This is a genomic window from Vibrio sp. AK197, from assembly GCF_053903115.1.
In genome coordinates this window covers 1,657,143-1,675,305 of record NZ_CP096430.1, presented here as the reverse complement: position 1 = coordinate 1,675,305, position 18,163 = coordinate 1,657,143, and the positions used below count along the sequence as shown (strand labels likewise).

The window sequence follows — 18,163 nt, the reverse complement described above, 5'->3', positions numbered from 1 at the left end:
TGAAACCTTAACCGCGCCGGAGCTTAAATTTGAAAATAAACTGAGCATTGACCCACAAAGTAAAAATTCCGTTGTCGAAGTCACTGCGGCGAATCCTATTGCGGTGAGTGATAAACACGGGGTATTAAATGTTCTCAGTGAAGATGTTCAAACCGGGCAACTTGTCCGTAGCCCAGTTACGCAAAGCAGTGTAAAGTCTGTGAAAGGGAAAAATACACTTTCTCAGGTGCTGTTTTTTCCTAGCTACCTTGTTCCCATGACTCAACTTGCCCTGCAAACCGGCGCAAACCAAAGTAGTGAACAAACTTCACCAACAACCGGTTGGTTAGAACAACTTTATGGCTATCTCAAAGACAGTGCCGAGAATCAGGCAGACGACTGCTGCGTCGATATGGACGCGGTTGATATTCATGTTGATGGCCAATGCTTGCAGCTGCCAACAGATAAAGCGTTATTAACTACCGAATACTTTACAAATTACAGTAATTGGTTAAATGCCCATAAAAACCGCCATATATTAGCGCTCGAAGTGCCGCAGTTTTATACCATTCAAATCGTCTTTTCTTCCAAAGATTATGAGCGAGCAACAGTTACATTAAGTGACTTAAGTGAGCAAATCGTTACTAATAATACAGGTTCAATGGCCGATATTGTCGGTGACCAACCAAGTAACGAAAAAGGCCAACCTGTATCCCTGGTTCAAGTCGTTGCTTACACTTACTATGATAGCGATGGTAACGAACATACAGAACACAGTTATGTTGCAACCTTTTGGATTCAGTCACCAAAAGTATTAACTCTGCCGGAAATAGAACAGTTTTCGAGAATAGATATTAGTTTAGAATCCATGGAGCAGAAAAATATAGATTCTGCTATCGCTAAAGGGATTCCTCATAAATACAGTTTAAAAGAAAACTTATTTAAGCTACCGATTCAAACCCTGGCCGGGCGCTGCACATTAATTAATGGCGATCCTATCAGTGTGGAAGAAGCGCTGCTTAACCATGCGCCGCAGTTTTACACCAATGTAATGGAAACCATGGTTAAACAGCCGTTTGATCTGCCAGAAAAATTGGCGATGAACAACACGGTGGGGGCAAGTTTACCGCAGCAGACCTGGAGCGTTATTCAAAACAATAAAGGTATGCTAGAAACCAGCTTTGGGGCGTTGGAAAAAGGCGTCTCTTGGATCACTCTCGCAAAAGTTGCCAGCGCCGCGACCTCAGAAGCGACTGGGTTTACTGATACCGTCAATAAAGCGATAGGTGTGGGCCTTGCATCGGTTGGTTTTATGAATACTCTCGGTGAGCTTAATACGCACTATGATAATAAGTTAACCCGAGCTGGGAAATCAGGAGCTAAGGCCCTATCGAAAGCACTTGTTTTCGGCGAAAATACATCGCCCCATGTTCGCGCAGCAATGTCACTTGATGAATTATTTGGTCATACTTCATTAGCCCCGAATTTTACGACTCAGTCCTTTAATCCATTACTCCGCGGTGTCGGTAAATTCGGTTCGTTTATTTTAGAAAAAGCAGACCCAGTGCTAACGGTGGCTGATACCGTTAATGGCTGGGGAAATTATGGACAAGCAAATCAAGAGAGCGACAATAAAGATAACGCACTGGTTGGCAGTATTAACCGATATATGAATGTGACCTCTTCACTTCATGCATCGAAATTGGAGGCTTTCCAAAAAGATAACAGTGCAGCACAGAAATACCAGCAAGCGATTCAGGCTCTTAAAAAGGTACTAGCTAAAAAATTTTTTGACAGCAAGCGCCATGTTGCTATTGATGAAAAAACTGCAATTGGAGCGTTATTGCGCTTGGATGCAACGATGTTTGAGTTTAACAGAGCAACGCTTGTTGAAGGTCAAGAATCTTATAAAGCGATTGCGACCCAGTTAGAACAAATGACCGATGCACCTTTTGAAGTCGTTATTACTGGGCACACCTGCATTATCGGATCTGAAGACGTGAATATGCGTCTTTCAGCAGAGCGCGCTATTGCGGTAAAAAATGCGATTTTTGAAGGTTTTAGCACTCAGTCTGCTAAAGACATTTGGGAGCCGAATTTTAAAATCGTTGCGAAGGGCTTCAGTGAACCCCTACCGGGTAATAAAAATCGGACAGAGCAAGAAAGGCGGAAAAATAGGCGCGTAGAGATCTTTTTTAATCTATCGACGAGCGTTCAGTATCCTCCAAGTCGAGCTGGGTTATATGAAGTCGAGAAGTCTGCGAAGCAAAAGATTCTTGCGAATACTGGTGCTGGTGAAAGCTTGATTTCCTCTATCAACCAAACGATTGATGCAACTCTGTTAGGCGTATCCGCTATATTTCCTCCAGCAAAAGCAATTGCCGCGGGCAAAATGGCGCTAGAGCTAGCGCTGCAGGTAATCGAATTTATAGAAAACACTTTTCAAGAGAAGAAGTATCAGCTGTTAGATGAGATCAATACCATTCGTTACCAAGACTTAATGGCTATTAACACCTTCCTTGCCCATAGCGACACTCAGGGAATCGACAACGTTCATTTACGTGCTTATATGAAGCGAATGACCGCGCTAAATGGTTTAATGAGATTATTGAAAACCTATCAGTTAGCTCAGCTACAGGATTCCTTTAACTCGGTCATACAGAAGTCTGCCGCCCATTCGTTTTCGGACTTTGATATCTTTGGTTATATCGATGAATTTATTCTTAACGATGATTGGGATTTGGATATTTCCCTATTAGGGCCGGAAAATCTTGATGAAGTATGGCTAAATCAAAATGGTTTTAACAATGATACAACGGACTTATTTGGTGGGCGACTTATTCGCATGGGGTTTGCGAATGCTTCTGCTGTCGTTAAGCAATATACTGCTGATGAGCAAACAGAGGCAATTCGTACACAAGCGTCGCGTTACAGTCAATATTTTCCTATCCATTATCGAGCGAGCGAAAGTGAAGATCGTTTTAAAAGCTTACTGACCGATACCATTCCTCAAGGATTAGATGAGAAAATTTTTAAACAAATTGCTGTCTTTGTTCGTCAACCATATAAAGGTGATAATGGGTCTTTACCCTCACAAGACGATTGGGTACCTTTCGCGGAATATTATGATCTTAATCACGGTCAGATAACGCCTTATGACAATATTAAAGTTGTTGCGATTGTTGATGAGGAAAAAGCAAAATTTGACGGTAAGAAAGTTAGTCCATTTTTACCTGTGAACTTAGTTGTTCACTCTCAGGGCTCGAATGAGGGAGCTTGGCACTTTTTTGATTCTAAAGCGTCATCACATATCGAATATGTGCGTAACCTGAATCGTTCGGAGTTTTCTCCCCGAGAGATTGAAGCACTGTCACTGTTCACTGGAGATAATGCAGAAAAACAGTCGGTTATAGGAGTCGTTATCCAGCCAAGTTATTTCTTTGGTACACGGCGTATCTTTGGCATTCGCCCGATTGCCGATTATGATAGCCCGGTAATGAAAGCGCTGTTTGACTCGCAGTCAAAATCAATCTCTTCTGGAGCAAGGCAATATTTATCTTATTCAATGTCGTTACAAGTTCCTGGGCAGAGTGATACTGAGAAAGAGATCGATCTCATTGAACTTTCAAGTATGGGGAAAAAATATACACCTTGGTTTAATATGACATTAAGTCCAACTCGTACCTATGAGTTTACTAAGGACTTTAAGAGCTTTAGTCCACCACAATTAGCCGATGGTTTATTTTATGAAGAAAGCTTTCTTCAACCCCCTGAGCTTACAAAAGAGCTAAGCTATCCTAAAGTTTTTGATTCGGCAGAGGCTCTGTTCTATGTCCAGCAAAGCGGAAGTGTAACTGATAAGCGGGTCGATGAGGATATTTCAAAAGATCCACTGGTATCAAATTCTGGAAAATTACGTGGAAAAGTCTATAACTTTGATTGGGATAAGGATGTAACCGGAACACTGATAATAAAAACAAAACCCGATGATCCGCAAGAATTGATTGATCAAAAGTACGATGTGAACGAAATCCCAGTGGATATCAAATTTATTGATCAAGACCGATTGTTTGGAACCAATAATCGTCCTGTAACAAACATCAAGAGCATTATTAGAATAGGCAATATTATCAAAGATAAAGGGGGCTACAAGTTTAACCCTACCAGATTGCATCCGCGTATCAAGCATGAATCACTTAAAAACTTAGTGAATGAGTTTCGCGCATTTGATAGCTCTGAGTTAGAATTCTTTAGTTTGAACGGGGAGGATAAGACAGAATTGTTCGCTAATGTCTGCGAACTGAGCTACATAAACTTTTTCGGCAACGAGGTAAAAGGCTTAGTGCCGATGCTAAAACCTGCAAAAGCCTATTATGTTTATGGTCAAGCTGGTGTGAAATTTACCGCTCATATAAATGGACCTCATAAATCAGGTTTAGATGACGTGACAAGTAACGTTATACATATTTATGATGCGGAGGTGAATGTCATTCCAAAGCGTTGGCTTGAATTAAAAGATAAACAATATGAGATCGACATAGCCCAGAAGATGAATGAAAGTAAGACAGATGGGGAGCTATACGAGAACCTAAAAGGCAACCCTATAAAATTCCTCCCTCATTACAATCTTCAGTGTTGGATGCAAGTCAGTGATGATTTTGATTCTTTAACTCCAGAAAGGATTAATATGCTGGGTGACTGGGTTAAATAAATAAAAAACCGCCTTCGGGCGGTTTTTTATTGACTGACGTATTAAACTCTAACAGGGTTAGGGAATTAACTGGCGGCTGAGATATCGTACTTTTTCATTTTGTGGTTTAAGGTACTCAGCGGCAGCGAGAGTTGTTCTGCAGCCTTTTTGGTGTGCCAATTACACGCATTGAGGCAGTCAAGAATCACGGTCTTTTCGTATTCGCCGACAGCTTCTTTAAGGCTCACCGTTGCTTCGTCGAGCAGGGCTTCTTCTTGTTGCGTGCTCACTAACTCTTCATCTTGCTCGTCAATTTGCGCTTGCACTGGCTCAGGTGGCGCGACCACACTGACAGCTTGCTCTGGTGTTTCAAACCCTTCGCCAATTTCGACTTGGGTAATGGTTTCAAAATCGGAGAGCAGAACGGCGCGTTCAACGATATTTTTCAGTTCACGCACATTACCTGGGTAGCTGTACTCAAGCAGTTGCTTACGTACGTTGGCGCTCAGCCCCGGCGCTTGTGGTAACCCTAATGACTTCGCACTTTGCTGCACAAAGTGTTCCGCTAAAGGCAAGATATCGGTGTCGCGATCACGAAGTGGCGGCAGGGTGATTGGGAACACATTCAAACGATAGAATAAGTCCGCACGAAAATCTCCGGCTTTGATTTTTTCCATCAAATGGCAGTGGGTGGCGGCAACCACGCGCACATCAACTTCAATCTCTTTGCTCGCTCCGACTGGGCGAACTTTACGTTCTTGCAGTACTCGCAGCAGTTTCGCTTGCAGTAACAGTGGCATATCGCCGATTTCATCGAGAAACAGCGTACCGCCATCAGCGGCTTCAAATAGGCCAACTTTGTCTTTGTCTGCGCCCGTAAATGAGCCTTTCTTATGACCAAATAATTCAGACTCTAACAACTGCTCAGGAATTGCCGCGCAGTTTTGCACAATCAGCGGCGCTTTTGAACGGTTAGAATTTTCATGAATGTACTTAGCAATCACTTCTTTACCCGCGCCAGTTTCACCACGTAGCAGTACGTCAACAGGCAGCGCTAGCACTTTGTCTAAACGGCGCAGGACTTCGAGCATTTGTTCGCTTTCTGCTATCGGGCCATCGTAATGGCTTTGTTTGCGCTTTTTAAGCTGCTGATTCTCACGGGCGAGGGCGGCATTGTCTTCACTGAGGCTTTTGATCATTTGACCGTATTGCTCAAGCCAAGCGGCTTGGCGAATACTGTTTGCGGCCATATGGCAAAATGAGGTGAGGGCGTCTTCGTTGTCAATCACGTTAAGATCAAATAGCGCTAGCAAGCCAATGGTTTTGCGATCGTCATCGACCAGTGGCCACGCCAGCAAGTTTTGGCTGCGTAGGCCCATGTTTAGCTCTATCTGATAAATCGCATCACAATCGTAGCCGTTGTATTGATACAAGTCGTTAATCAGCACCACTTCACCATTATGAATCGCGTAGCTAAATGGGTCGGTTTCGCTGGCCAGATCAAGCGACAGAGGCTTCCACGGATGTGAAACCATCGGCTTTTCGTTGTGATGAACGATACTAGGAATCAGTGCTTGCCCTGTTTGGTCAAGCACATAAATTATCCCATGTTTAGACAGCGTCATTTGCCGCGCAGCGGTAAGCACCGCATCGAGCGTTTGCGCAAGCTGAGTGCGATCAGCCAAAGACTGGCTGATCGCGAGCAGAGCGCTACTCAGATCATTCTGATTAGCTGAACGCATAGGCTAGCGTTCCTTGCTCATCCACAGACACCGTGATTTGTGTGTGTGAATCATCTTTATCGTTCATCAACAATTGAGTGGATAGCTGAGGCAGTAACTGGCGGTTAATGACTGCGTCGATGTTACGTGCGCCCGTCTCCGCTAAGCGGCAGTTACCCAGTACAAACTCGACCAAATTATCGTCATAGCTCAGCTCAAGTTTGTGGTGGCTTTGCAAACGCTCAGACACTTTACCAAGCTTGTGGTGAATAATGTTGGTCATTGCATCATCAGAAAGCGGGATATATGGCAATACATTCATACGTGCAAGGAGCGCAGGTTTGAAGTATTGATTCAGCGTTGGACGAATCGCTTCGGCAATCACGCTGGCTTCGATGTCTTTTGACTGTTGAACCAAAGATTCAATTTCGTGAGTGGCAAGGTTACTGGTCATCAAAATCAAGGTGTTTTTGAAATCAATAGTGCGGCCTTCACCGTCATTTAACGTGCCTTTATCAAATACTTGATAGAAAAGGTTCATCACTTCCGGATCGGCTTTTTCAACTTCATCAAGTAACACAACGGAATAAGGGCGCTGGCGAACCGCTTCAGTCAACATACCGCCTTCTCCGTAACCAACATAACCCGGAGGTGAGCCAATTAAACGTGACACCGTGTGCTTCTCTTGAAACTCCGACATGTTGATGGTGGTCATAAAGCGCTCACCGCCAAACAATTGGTCAGCAATGGCCCGTGCCGTTTCAGTTTTACCAACACCACTTGGACCAACTAATAAGAATACGCCCGTTGGCGCTTCTGGGTTGCCTAAGCCAGTTTTCGCCGTTTGAATGCCTTGTGCAAGGGCATCAATCGCGTATTCTTGGCCTTTGATGGCGGCGATAAGGTTATCTTTTAAGTTCAGCGTGGTTTGCGCTTCATCTTCAAGCATTTTGCCCATTGGGATGCCTGTCCAGTCAGAGATGACATGGCTGACTTCATCTGGGCCAACTTCAAAATGAACCAGTGGATTTCCTTGGCGAATGGCATCAAGCTGCTCTTGGCATGCGGCGATTTCAGCGCGCACTTGTTGCTCGTCAAGCTCGGCGTATGGCGAAACCTCTTGTTCATCGTCTTCTGGTTCTGGTTGGGACTCACCCGAAACCAACTGATTCAGCCGCTGACGTAGAGCGATCATTTGATCGATCTGATCTTTTTCTTGTTTCCACTGCGCCTCTTGGACGTCCAATTCAGCTTGGGTTGCTTGCATATCTGCTTTGAGATCCGGAATACCCGCTAAGCTGTGCTTATCACCCGTTTGTTGCAGAGCATCACGTTCTAATGCTTCAAGCTCACGGCTTTGCGCTGCCAATTTTTGTTGCAGCGCTTCGACCGATGAAGGCACTGCATTAAGGCTGATGTTGACGCGCGCACAGGCGGTATCCAGCACATCAATCGCTTTGTCCGGCAGTTGGCGCCCCGAAATATAACGTGCAGACAACGCAGCGGCTGCAGTAATCGCATCATCGCGAACATAGACATTGTGTGATTTTTCATACGCTGGGCGTAGGCCGCGAATAATCAGCGCGGCTTGATCAGGTGATGGCTCATCTAATTTCACCAGTTGGAAACGACGGGCAAGGGCTGGATCTTTTTCAAAATATTTCTTGTATTCCGACCAGGTGGTGGCCGCGATGGTTTTGACTTCGCCGCGCGCAAGCGCAGGTTTTAGCAGGTTAGCTGCATCACTGCCACCGGCTTGGTTTCCACCACCAACCAGGGTATGCGCTTCATCGATGAATAAAATGATCGGGGTTGGTGAGTTTTTCACTTCGTCCAATACGGCATTAAGGCGTTTTTCAAATTCACCTTTAACGCTAGCACCAGCTTGTAAAAGCCCCATATCCAAGCCGTAAAGTTCAACACCTTTGAGGTTATCAGGCACTTCACCTTGGACAATTTTCAGCGCTAAGCCCTCAACCACGGCAGTTTTACCAACGCCCGGTTCACCGACGGCAATCGGGTTGTTTTTACGGCGACGCGCAAGAATATCAACAATTTGGCGAATCTCTTGATCACGGCAAAAGACAGGGTCAATCTCGCCTTTGCGCGCCTTGCCTGTGAAGTCGGTGGTGAACTTGCTCAGCGCTGAACCGTCTTCACGTGCTTGGGTTTTTTCCGATGTCGCCACTTGTGCTTCAATGGATTGGCTCGTGAGTTCAGCAAAGTTACGTTTTAGGCTATCTGGGTTGACGCTTTCAAGAATCGTTGAGTAGCTTTGTTGCCCATAGCGTAGAGGGTTACTGACTAATGTCAGCAGTAGGGCACCGGTGCGAATATGGGTTTGCGATAAATCGAGTGAGGACATCATCCAACTTTCTTGAAGCCACTCAATCAATAAAGAAGAGAAAACGGGTTTACCGCCGTTACCTGTCGAAGTGCCATCTAATGACGAACGAACTGACTGACGCAGTAGGTTTTCTGAACAGTCAAAATGGGCAAGCAGGACATCGAAATCGCTATTTGGGCGCTCGAGCAAGCTTAAAAGATAGTGTTCAATTTGAACTTCATTGGCCATTTCTGATACTGCCAGCGCCGCTGCATCTTCGAGCGCAACCTTAGCAATAGGGTGAAGACGTTGTATCAGTGAAGAAAGATTAATATTTATCATGCTTATTTTAGTAAGTTCGTGAGTGAATGAAATAAGCGCAATTATACTAAACAATAGAAAAGCTTTTTTTTAAGCCGTGGTTTTTACTAGGCCATTTTAGGTATTTTAATCTAGGTTGTTTTCTTTATTTATCTATATATAGAATCGAATTCTTTCGAAACGTTTTTTTTATTAGTTAAAGTAACTTTGTTTATAGTTAATCTAACTTATTTTACATTTTGGAACCCCGTTACTTTGCCTTTGTGAGTCGATAACAATAAATTAGGAAGCTGAAACCATTTCTTGTGAAATTTTCCAAAATATTGGAAATGATAATTATGTTTATAATGACCGTATTTAAGTAAGTTATTGAAAAATATGGCAATTAAAAGTTGGCATGTTGATTGCTTTAATGGTTTCAGGTCGCGGTGATAAGCGATTTGGTGAACTCAAGTAAATTAAATTTCGATTTTAAATAAAGAAGGAAATAACAATGCCAACTCCAGCATATATGTCTATCTCTGGTGAAACTCAAGGTGATATCACTAAAGACACTTACTCTGCAGATTCAGTCGGTAACTCATGGCAAGAAGCTCACGTTGACGAATTCCTAGTTCAAGAACTAGACCACGTTCTTACTATTCCACGTGACCCTCAAAGTGGTCAACCTACTGGTCAACGTGTTCACAAGCCTGTTGTTGTGACTAAAGTTCAAGACCGTAGCTCTCCACTACTATTTAACGCACTTGTTTCTGGTGAAAAACTTCCTGAGTGTGTTATCCGTTTCTACCGTACTTCTGTACAAGGTAAGCAAGAGCATTACTACTCAATCAAATTGATCGATGCGCTATTGGTTGACATGCAAACTCGCATGAACCACTGCCAAGATGCAGCAACGTCTGACCGCGTAACTGAAGAAGTTCTTAAGTTCACTTACCGTGCAATCGAAGTGACTCACGAAACTTGTGGTACTGCTGGTAACGATGACTGGCGTGCGCCACGCGAAGCATAATCGCTACGCATTATTTATGAGGGCCAATGCTTGTTGGCCCTTATTCCTTTATTAGTATCAGGTAAAAGATATGGTTAATGATGTAGAATTTAAATTTCAAGTTCCTGATTCAGGGCATGAATTCAAAGTAGAAAGTTTTCAGGTAACAGAAGAACTCTCAAAACCATTTCGAGTTAGTTTATCATTACTTTCACTTGATGCTGATATCACCTTTGATGAGCTGATTCGTAAACCAGCTCATCTAATGCTATTTGGCCAAGGGGTAGGAACCGCAAGACATTTTAGTGGTGTGATCAATGAAGTCCGTTATTTAGGAACGGGGCGTCGTTTTTCGCGCTATCAAATTACCCTTGTGCCGCAACTTTGGTTCCTGACTCAACGTCAAGACTTGCGTATTTTTCAGCAGAAAACGGCACCGGAAATCATCTCTGAAGTTCTCGATGGTGCATCAGTTACTGATTACCGTTTAGAGCTCTCTGGTAGCTACACCTCCAAAGAATACGTATTGCAATATCGTGAGACTGATAGCCATTTTGTTCAGCGTATGTTGGCTGAGCACGGGATGTGGTATTACTTTGAACACAATGACACCACGCACACCATGGTCATCGTTGACAGTAACGATACGATTGCAGATTTAGTCAGTACGCCTTTGAACGGCTCTTATCTTGGCCCCATTGTCTACCATTCTGATGCAGGCGGCGTTGCTGATCGTGAACATATCACCGACCTTGAGCTCGTAAACCGCGTCAAGACCGGCATGGTTACCTACACCGATTACAACTACGAACAGCCCAAAATTCCACAGGAAATGAGCGCTAACGGCGAGCTGGATCAAGACTTAGCACTGTTTGACTTTCCTGGCCGTTATGTCGATCCCGCCGATGGGCAAGTTCGCTCTGGCGAATGGATGGCTGATCACGTGGTGGAAAACCGACAAGTAGAAGCATCGAGTGATGTGATGCGCTTGGCGACCGGTTATAGCTTCAATATCGGCGACCATCCGCGTGCCGAAATCAACCGTGATTACTTGATGATTTCTGTGACCCACAGTGGCCATAATCCGCAAGTACACGAAGATGAAGCCAGCGGCTTACCTACCACGTACCATAACCAATTTGTGTGTATTCCACGTGATGTCGAATACAAAGCGCCAAAATTGCCTGCCCCTATGGTTGATGGCCCGCAAACAGCGGTTGTTGTTGGCCCTGCGGGGGAAGAAATTTACACCGATAACCTTGGCCGAATTAAAGTTCAATTCCACTGGGATCGCTACGGCGCCCAAGATGAGCATTCAAGCTGTTGGATTCGTGTCAGCCAGTCGATGGCGGCGCCAACATGGGGCGCCGTGTATTTACCACGTATCGGTCATGAAGTCGTAGTGACGTTCCTAGAAGGGGATCCTGACCGTCCATTGGTCACTGGCGCGGTGTATAACGGGCTGCATTTCCCTCCGTACTCGTTGCCAGAAAACAAAACGCGGACTACATTCCGTACTCAAACTCACAAAGGCACTGGCTACAACGAACTGAGTTTTGAAGACGAAGCCAACCAAGAAGAAATCTATATTCACGCCCAAAAAGACATGTCAACCAAGGTGCTGAATAACCGTTATCGCGATATCGGTCAAGACGAGTTCTTGAAAGTGGCTCGTCACCAAACCAATGAAGTCAAAGGCGACCATAAAGAAACGATTGAAGGGCACAAAACCACACAGGTTAATAGCACCTTTACCGAAACCGTCGAGCAAGACGTCACGGTGACTTATAACGCCAACGAAATTCAAAATGTTAAAAACGACAGCACCTTAGAAATTGGTGATAACCGCACCACCAACATCGGTAAAAATGACGATCTAGATGTGGGTGAAAACAGTAACCTAACGGTCGGCGCATCACGAAGTGCCGACATCGGTGCCGATGATAACCAAACCGTGGGTGGCAACCTAACTGTCTCAGTGAAAGGCAATACGTCTTATAAAGCAGATGGGGCAACTCAGGTGATCAGCGGCGACAAAATCGTTCTTAAAACCGGTGGGTCATCATTGGTTATGAGCAGTGATGGCACGATCAAATTAAGCGGTTCAGCAATCACCATTGAAGGTAGCGACAAAGTCGTGGTGAAAGGCGGCAACGTAGCGATTAACTAATTATGCAAAAAGATTTGGAATTAAATGAAATCCAACTCTTCGAACAGCAAGAACCACGTGTTCCTTGCTGTTCGCGTTTTGGCACCATTATTGGCATTAATGAATCATTAGACAGCGTTCGTGTAGATTTTGAAGGAAACCCATTTGGGCAACCTATTTCTGCAAGGCTAGGGCGCAATTTTAAAAAGGCTGAGCTCCAATTGGCGATCGACAATCGCTTCCAATGTCGTATTGAGTTTATTAATGATGACATCAGTTTACCGATGGTCACTGATATTTTGTTTTCGATTTTGGATGATTCTGACGAACTCGTCCTCAAAGCGAAACGAATTGTTATCGAAGGTGAACAAGAGGTGATGGTACGCAGTGGTGATACAGAGACTCGCTATAGCGGGCGTGATAATCGAGTCACCACCAAGGCCAAATACGTTACTTCACAAGCAGAAAAAGCCCAGAAAATACAAGGTGGCACCGTTGCTATCAACTAACAGTCAAATGGGCAGAGAAGGTTAAATGCGGCAAAGAATTAGTGTTGAACACATTGAAGAGCCATTGAGTGCAGAGGTTCGACAATCTTACCTTGATGGCATTGAACTGGAGATAAACCAATTGAGCCAACTGGATCCTATCTGGTTGGCTTTTTGCCAAGAAAAATTAGGGCTCGCCAACGAGTCTTTGAATTTCATTCTCAATCAGTGGTTACGTCTTCATCAACGAGGCTTCCCAAGCCATGAACTTGACTACCTGCGCTTAATAGAACGTCAAAACCGTGAGTTAAAAGATGTCTATGTAGCAATGTTTCGTCTCGCGCCAGGATTGATTTATCAGCTCAAAAACAGTGAACCGCAGATTTTCGTTTGGTTGATGCTGCAACCGGAGTTTGGCCAATCGCAGCAGCATCGTGTGGCTGGTTTAGAAAACCTGAGTCAATTGACCCCCAAACAAGCCAATATACTGGTTGTGCAATCTTCGCTTGATGCGCTGGATAGGGATCTGGTGAGCTTGATAGAAGGGGAGGCTCCTTATGCTGAGCCGTGCTTTCAGTGGCTTAAACTGCGTCAAACCTTATCCACTTCTTTGTGTAAACGCTGGCTCAAATTTGAGCGTATTGACGAACGAGCGCTCAATACCACGTTGGCTCAATTGAATGATCGCGATGCGATAGAGTGGCTCGATGAACATGCCAGTGGCGAGCAAATGTTGTATGAACGTTTGCTTGTTAAGCAGGACAGAAACACCTGGTTTCGCCAGTACTTCGGAATTGAACCAGCGGCTTTACCCTCTGCGATGGTGGCAACCTATGCCAAACTTCTCGAGCTGAAAGAGTTTGAATGGTTTGATATTCAAAGTGAACATGCGGCCTATCACTATGCCTTAGTCGGTGACACCCAGTGGACAAAATCCGTGATTGAGCATTTAGCCACGGTAGATGAAAGTGACGGCGAAACCTGGTTGCAGGCTCTATATGTCGTTTACGGTGAGCGTCTTCCACTCAACCATTTGCAACTTGGTATCGACTATCAGTGGGAAGAGGCCGTTGCCAATTTACAAACTTGGCTCGAAACCGGGGATGAGCAACTTTCACTGCCTAGCCGTTTGGGCTTTGCCTTTGGCTTTGAATCTTCGCTACGGGCGATGTCGGATAGTGCAATCAGTGCTGATTTTCGAGATTGGATTTGGCGTCAGATTTGCCTCGGTGCTCGAGTCTACGTGCCATGGGACATGTCAATGCCGACTCGACAGCAGCAACAGATATTAGACAAGTTAAAGCAGAACAAGCCTGCGATGGACCGCTTTAATCTGAGGAATGATCATGCAGTTATGGGATATTGAACAGCACCCAACACTCGCGATTAAGGGGCGTTTTCAACGTGATGAAAATGGCCATGAGGTTTGGGTTGTCAGTGTTAAGCGTGTGTGGAGTTTTACTCAGCAGCAGTGGCTTGCGGCTGACGACATTGAGATCTACGATGACCCTCTTTATGCGGGGGAGCCCGGTTTTTCTGCTTTGGTGCATGACCATGAGTTTCCAATTTATCGCCAAAATACCGATGTGATTGTGTCGGGTAAAGCACGTACTTATGCTAAGCGACCAGTAACATCGATGGAATGTCGCGTGTTACTGGATGGTCACATTGACAAAACCTTAGTGGTGCATGGACCCAGAGATTGGATTGAGCACGCAGGTAGTGTGACGGTGTCACTTGCAAAGGATTTTGTCACTCAAGAGATGGATTATCGATTTGCGTTGGGCGGCGATGAAGCACGTAACCGCCTTGGCGGCGGCGTTGCCAGTAACAATCGCGACTTACTAAATCAAGCGGTTCCGAGTGTGTTTTATCCCAAAGAGGATTGGAGCGCAGATACCAAAAAGGTTCGCGTCGCAGGTTTTGGTCCACTACCGCCTTTCTTCCAGCAACGATATCAATGGGCAGGCACCTTTGATGAGCAGTGGCAGGAGAGCCGTCGTCCTTTGTTACCGTTGGATTTTGATCGTCGTTATTATCAGTGCGCACCGGAAGATCAACAGTGTAAAGGGTATCTGCAAGGGGGAGAACGCTTGATGCTAAGCGGCTTTAATCATGATGATATTCTCTCTTTTCGATTTCCCAAGCAGCGTTATTTGGCCTCGGCGCATTTTAATGACGAGGTGTTACAACAACCTCTCGAGCTTTATACCGTATTTGTCGATACCGAGCAGCAAACGTTGTCTTTGACTTACACCACCTCATTTGCGTGCCAAGACAAAGAGCACCTACTTAAAAACACCGAAATTCAGACAATCTGATAGGAACACCAATGAATAATAGCCACGGTCGTTACGTGTTGGCGACAGAACTTGTTTCTCCGATGGGCATGAATTTGGAATTATCGCTTGCGATAGCAAAAGCGGATCTCGCACGGTTTGAGCAAAAGCCCGCTGATAACGGCATCGATAAATACAACTTTGCAAAAATTGATTTTATCAGTGGAGAAAGTTTATTTTCTCGCGTCACCAATACACTCTCCATCCTATTAGATTCGCTATTAGATAAAATTCCGACTTCTTTAAAGCCTGTGCCATTGATGATCTCGATTCCATCGCCGATATTCAGTGAGGAATTACAACGTTGGTTTGATGAAAAAGACTATTCACGGGCTATTTCTAATATCGATATCCAACATTCTAGTGGCCCTCAATATATTGAGAAAACGATTAATAAGTTGGATAGCCATGATGCTCTGATCAGTATTTCTATTGATTCTTTAGTTGAGCGCATTGAAGATTTAATTGCCAGTAACCAAGTACTGGGTTCAAATAATCCGTGGGGCATCATTCCTAGTGAAGGTGGTGCAGGTATGGTTTTGGCAAGGAAAAACATTATCGACACCTTAAAACTGCAACCTGTCGCCCGTTTTGGTCATTTTGACGCTGAATATGGCGTAAGTGACAGGCGTGGAATGATGCGCATTGTCCAGCGTTTAAGTAAGAAAATTCAATCATTTGGCTGGGTTTTTAGTGATATGACGAACACCCGAAATGATACTGAAGATTATGGTTTTGCGTTGGGAGCTCGTGCTGAGTACTTTCTGAATCCACAGCAACCTTTTCTTATTAATGAATTGTGGGGAACGTTGGGTAATTGCTCTCCGATGGCGTTAATTGCAACCGCAATTCAAGAAAACCGAAGTAGTGAACCGTCTTCACTTCTCATGTTTTCAATAACCGGTGACCGTGCCATTTTACAGTTGGATAATCAATTTTAGTCCTGTCTGATAATAATACATCACGCAGTGATCTTTATTACAAAGTTAGTCTCAAAAAGTGACAAAATTATTTAGTGAAAGCACAAGTAAAATTGGCTACTTAACCAGTTACTTTAACTAAAGTTGTAGGGATAGCGTTCTTTTTAATTCAAACGGTTGAATTAGGAGGGGTAGACTAATTATTATCTGCGCGTAATAACACTTCCTTCATTTAAAGAGTCAATCGTGTCAGAGAACAAAGGGATAGCCAACAGCTATATCGATAAGCTGGTTGTGAAGGCAATTGAAAAGAAAAAACAGCAACAGCAAAATATGGCGAATAAAAATAAGCCAAAGCTGGAATACGTGCTGTTTTCTCAATTTGATGTGCTTGAAACGATTCCTTCAAAAAACGGCACAACGACGATTTATCACTTAGCTAAGAAAGACGCACCCGAAAAGCAGTTGTGTTGCAAGGTTGTCAACGAAGATGCAAGTGAAGCCGCACGTAAAATACTGCAAAGTGAAGCGAGTCGTTTAGAAATCTCTCAGCACCCAAGCGTCGCTGAATTTATTAAATTTGGTAACGAGTTTGAACGCCCATACTTCATGTATGAGTGGATTCAGGGTGAATCTGTCGCTGATAAGATGGAGCGTTATTCCAGCAAAGGGTTTCGTCATGACCACATTGCGTGGTTGATCTATCAGCTTGCGGGTGCTTTGGAATACATGCACACGCGTGGTGTCTGTCACCTTGATATCAAGCCTTCCAATGTCATTGTGAGCGAAAATGACAACGTCAAATTGATTGATTTTGGCGCGTCACGCTATGTCGGCGAAGCAGAGCAGTACGCTGAAGCAAGCTTAAAATATGCGTCTCCAGATTATCTAGAAGCTGGAACTGCATACCCGCAAGATGATGTATATTCACTGGCGCTTCTAACTGGACACTTATTCTTGGGATATGTGTTTGGTGATGCTTGGCAAACTCAACTGACTAACCGTAAGCGCCCACAACTGATACCTGGCCATGTCTGGAGCTTGATTCGCGATGTCATTCTAAAGCCGCGTAAACACGGTTATACGCCGATTTCTTTTGCCCAGAGGCTAGCTTGCATTGATGTTAACAACCTTGACGCTAATGCCAGTGCACCAATTTTCAACAACTTGCGAAATGCCGATTTAGTATTGACTCCGCGTAAGGCCTTTGACCGTTTACCCAGTCAGCGCTTTCGCTATCTTGAGGCCAGCCTAGTCGCGAGTGTCATCGTGATTACAGGGGCTTACCTTTATGATGCGAGCCAGCCAGAATGGCGCAATATTGTGAAGTCTGAACAGCAAAATAACGATGTCGTTTCGGCAATTAAACCTGCGCAAACTGCATCCTTTTTGGCTCAGTCACCATGGGATATTGAAGACGCCTTGAATGACATGGAGGCGAATGTTGTCTCGACAGCGCCATATCGTGAAGCTTATCAAGTGCAGCAGGTCAAACTCGATAACCTGTACAACCAATACCAATCGGATCTTTCCGCGTACCAGAATGCGTCATCAGGACTGCCGGGAACACTGAATTCAGTGCGCAGTGAATTAGTCACTCTCCGTCAACAACTGAGTGATGATGGTGCGCTGTTTCCTAAAACTGAGCAGCAGCTTGATCTAGCCATGTCGCATTTAAACAAAGCGTCGGTTAATGCCATCAAATTAACGGATGTGACAGGCAATCAGCGTGATCAGTTAGTAAAACTGATCCTAAATGGGAAATCGAAGCAAGCCGATGAGTATTTGAAATCAGCTTGGTTGTTGAACCAGTCACAAGGCTACTTCTACAGCAAAGTTCTGCCTAAGCAAGTGTTGGCGAGTGTTTATCAATCGGTCGAAACGCATGCGCAAAAGCATTATTACACGCAAGCCATTGACGAAATTGAAGCAGCAATGACCTTCTTTGGTCGAACTGCTGCACTGCAAACCAAAATGCGCGAGCTGAAAGTGGCCCGCAGTGAATACGTGCTGTTTAGTACGGTAACGGGTCAGTTTATTTTCGATAAGCAGAAATTAAATGTTTCGCTCGCCGACCTTGAGCGCAACGCGCCGAAAAAGTTCTCGGAAGTCACTGAACTGCTTGGTCAAATGGCGACAGATTCGATTCAAAACAGCCACCAAAAATCACGACCAGCGCAAGGTGCACTGCTTGTACAGCGTGCGTTGATTGACTACAACACGTCAACGAGGAGCTAAG

At 44.6% G+C, this 18,163-nt stretch carries 10 protein-coding genes; 8 read left to right on the top strand and 2 right to left on the bottom strand.

Going from position 1 to position 18,163, the window contains the following annotated elements; all coding sequences use genetic code 11:
* The first annotated feature begins 103 nt into the window (after nt 1–103).
* Entirely contained in the window at nt 104–4,690 is a 4,587-nt protein-coding gene (locus M1D72_RS14955) for an OmpA family protein (protein WP_456295690.1), read from the top strand.
* Between the two features lie 65 nt (nt 4,691–4,755).
* Here the strand turns inward: M1D72_RS14955 and M1D72_RS14950 are convergent, their stop codons facing one another.
* Together M1D72_RS14950 and tssH are read right to left on the bottom strand one after the other, a co-directional pair.
* The gene (locus M1D72_RS14950) at nt 4,756–6,411 is read right to left on the bottom strand and encodes a sigma-54-dependent Fis family transcriptional regulator (protein WP_456295689.1); all 1,656 of its coding nucleotides are present in this window, start codon (nt 6,409–6,411) and stop codon (nt 4,756–4,758) included.
* Nucleotides 6,398–9,058, bottom strand: a complete 2,661-nt coding sequence (gene tssH / locus M1D72_RS14945) for a type VI secretion system ATPase TssH (RefSeq protein WP_456295688.1) — start codon at nt 9,056–9,058, stop codon at nt 6,398–6,400. Before tssH ends, M1D72_RS14950 begins: the two co-directional genes overlap by 14 nt.
* A 472-nt stretch (nt 9,059–9,530) precedes the next feature.
* Here tssH and M1D72_RS14940 point away from each other — a divergent pair, with 472 nt between their 5' ends.
* The 7 genes from M1D72_RS14940 (at nt 9,531) to M1D72_RS14910 (ending at nt 18,162) form a co-directional block, all read left to right on the top strand.
* On the top strand, nt 9,531–10,049 hold the full coding sequence (locus M1D72_RS14940) for an Hcp family type VI secretion system effector (protein ID WP_390189815.1): 519 nt from the start codon (nt 9,531–9,533) through the stop codon (nt 10,047–10,049).
* 70 nt (nt 10,050–10,119) lie between these two features.
* Nucleotides 10,120–12,198 carry a type VI secretion system tip protein TssI/VgrG gene (gene tssI, locus M1D72_RS14935; protein ID WP_456295687.1) on the top strand — a complete coding sequence of 693 codons (2,079 nt, stop codon included), beginning with the start codon at nt 10,120–10,122 and terminating at the stop codon, nt 12,196–12,198.
* A 2-nt stretch (nt 12,199–12,200) separates the two neighbouring features.
* The gene (locus tag M1D72_RS14930) at nt 12,201–12,686 is read left to right on the top strand and encodes a hypothetical protein (RefSeq protein WP_390189818.1); all 486 of its coding nucleotides are present in this window, start codon (nt 12,201–12,203) and stop codon (nt 12,684–12,686) included.
* A gap of 25 nt (nt 12,687–12,711) precedes the next feature.
* On the top strand, nt 12,712–14,031 hold the full coding sequence (locus M1D72_RS14925) for a hypothetical protein (protein ID WP_456295686.1): 1,320 nt from the start codon (nt 12,712–12,714) through the stop codon (nt 14,029–14,031).
* A complete protein-coding gene (locus M1D72_RS14920) occupies nt 14,012–14,986 on the top strand; it encodes a DUF2169 family type VI secretion system accessory protein (RefSeq protein WP_456295685.1) in 975 nt (324 codons plus the stop codon). Before M1D72_RS14925 ends, M1D72_RS14920 begins: the two co-directional genes overlap by 20 nt.
* Before the next feature lie 11 nt (nt 14,987–14,997).
* Nucleotides 14,998–15,945, top strand: coding sequence for a hypothetical protein (locus M1D72_RS14915; protein ID WP_390189823.1), 948 nt, complete (start codon nt 14,998–15,000; stop codon nt 15,943–15,945).
* A gap of 225 nt (nt 15,946–16,170) precedes the next feature.
* Entirely contained in the window at nt 16,171–18,162 is a 1,992-nt protein-coding gene (locus M1D72_RS14910) for a serine/threonine protein kinase (protein ID WP_456295684.1), read from the top strand.
* Nucleotide 18,163: the final 1 nt, after the last annotated feature.

Excerpts from the sequence above, each read along its gene's own strand:
- M1D72_RS14950 (WP_456295689.1), bottom strand. The coding sequence starts at position 6,411 with ATGCGTTCAGCTAATCAGAATGATCTGAGTAGCGCTCTGCTCGCGATC.
- tssH (WP_456295688.1), bottom strand. The coding sequence starts at position 9,058 with ATGATAAATATTAATCTTTCTTCACTGATACAACGTCTTCACCCTATT.
- M1D72_RS14940 (WP_390189815.1), top strand. The coding sequence starts at position 9,531 with ATGCCAACTCCAGCATATATGTCTATCTCTGGTGAAACTCAAGGTGAT.
- tssI (WP_456295687.1), top strand. The coding sequence starts at position 10,120 with ATGGTTAATGATGTAGAATTTAAATTTCAAGTTCCTGATTCAGGGCAT.
- M1D72_RS14930 (WP_390189818.1), top strand. The coding sequence starts at position 12,201 with ATGCAAAAAGATTTGGAATTAAATGAAATCCAACTCTTCGAACAGCAA.
- M1D72_RS14925 (WP_456295686.1), top strand. The coding sequence starts at position 12,712 with ATGCGGCAAAGAATTAGTGTTGAACACATTGAAGAGCCATTGAGTGCA.
- M1D72_RS14920 (WP_456295685.1), top strand. The coding sequence starts at position 14,012 with ATGCAGTTATGGGATATTGAACAGCACCCAACACTCGCGATTAAGGGG.
- M1D72_RS14915 (WP_390189823.1), top strand. The coding sequence starts at position 14,998 with ATGAATAATAGCCACGGTCGTTACGTGTTGGCGACAGAACTTGTTTCT.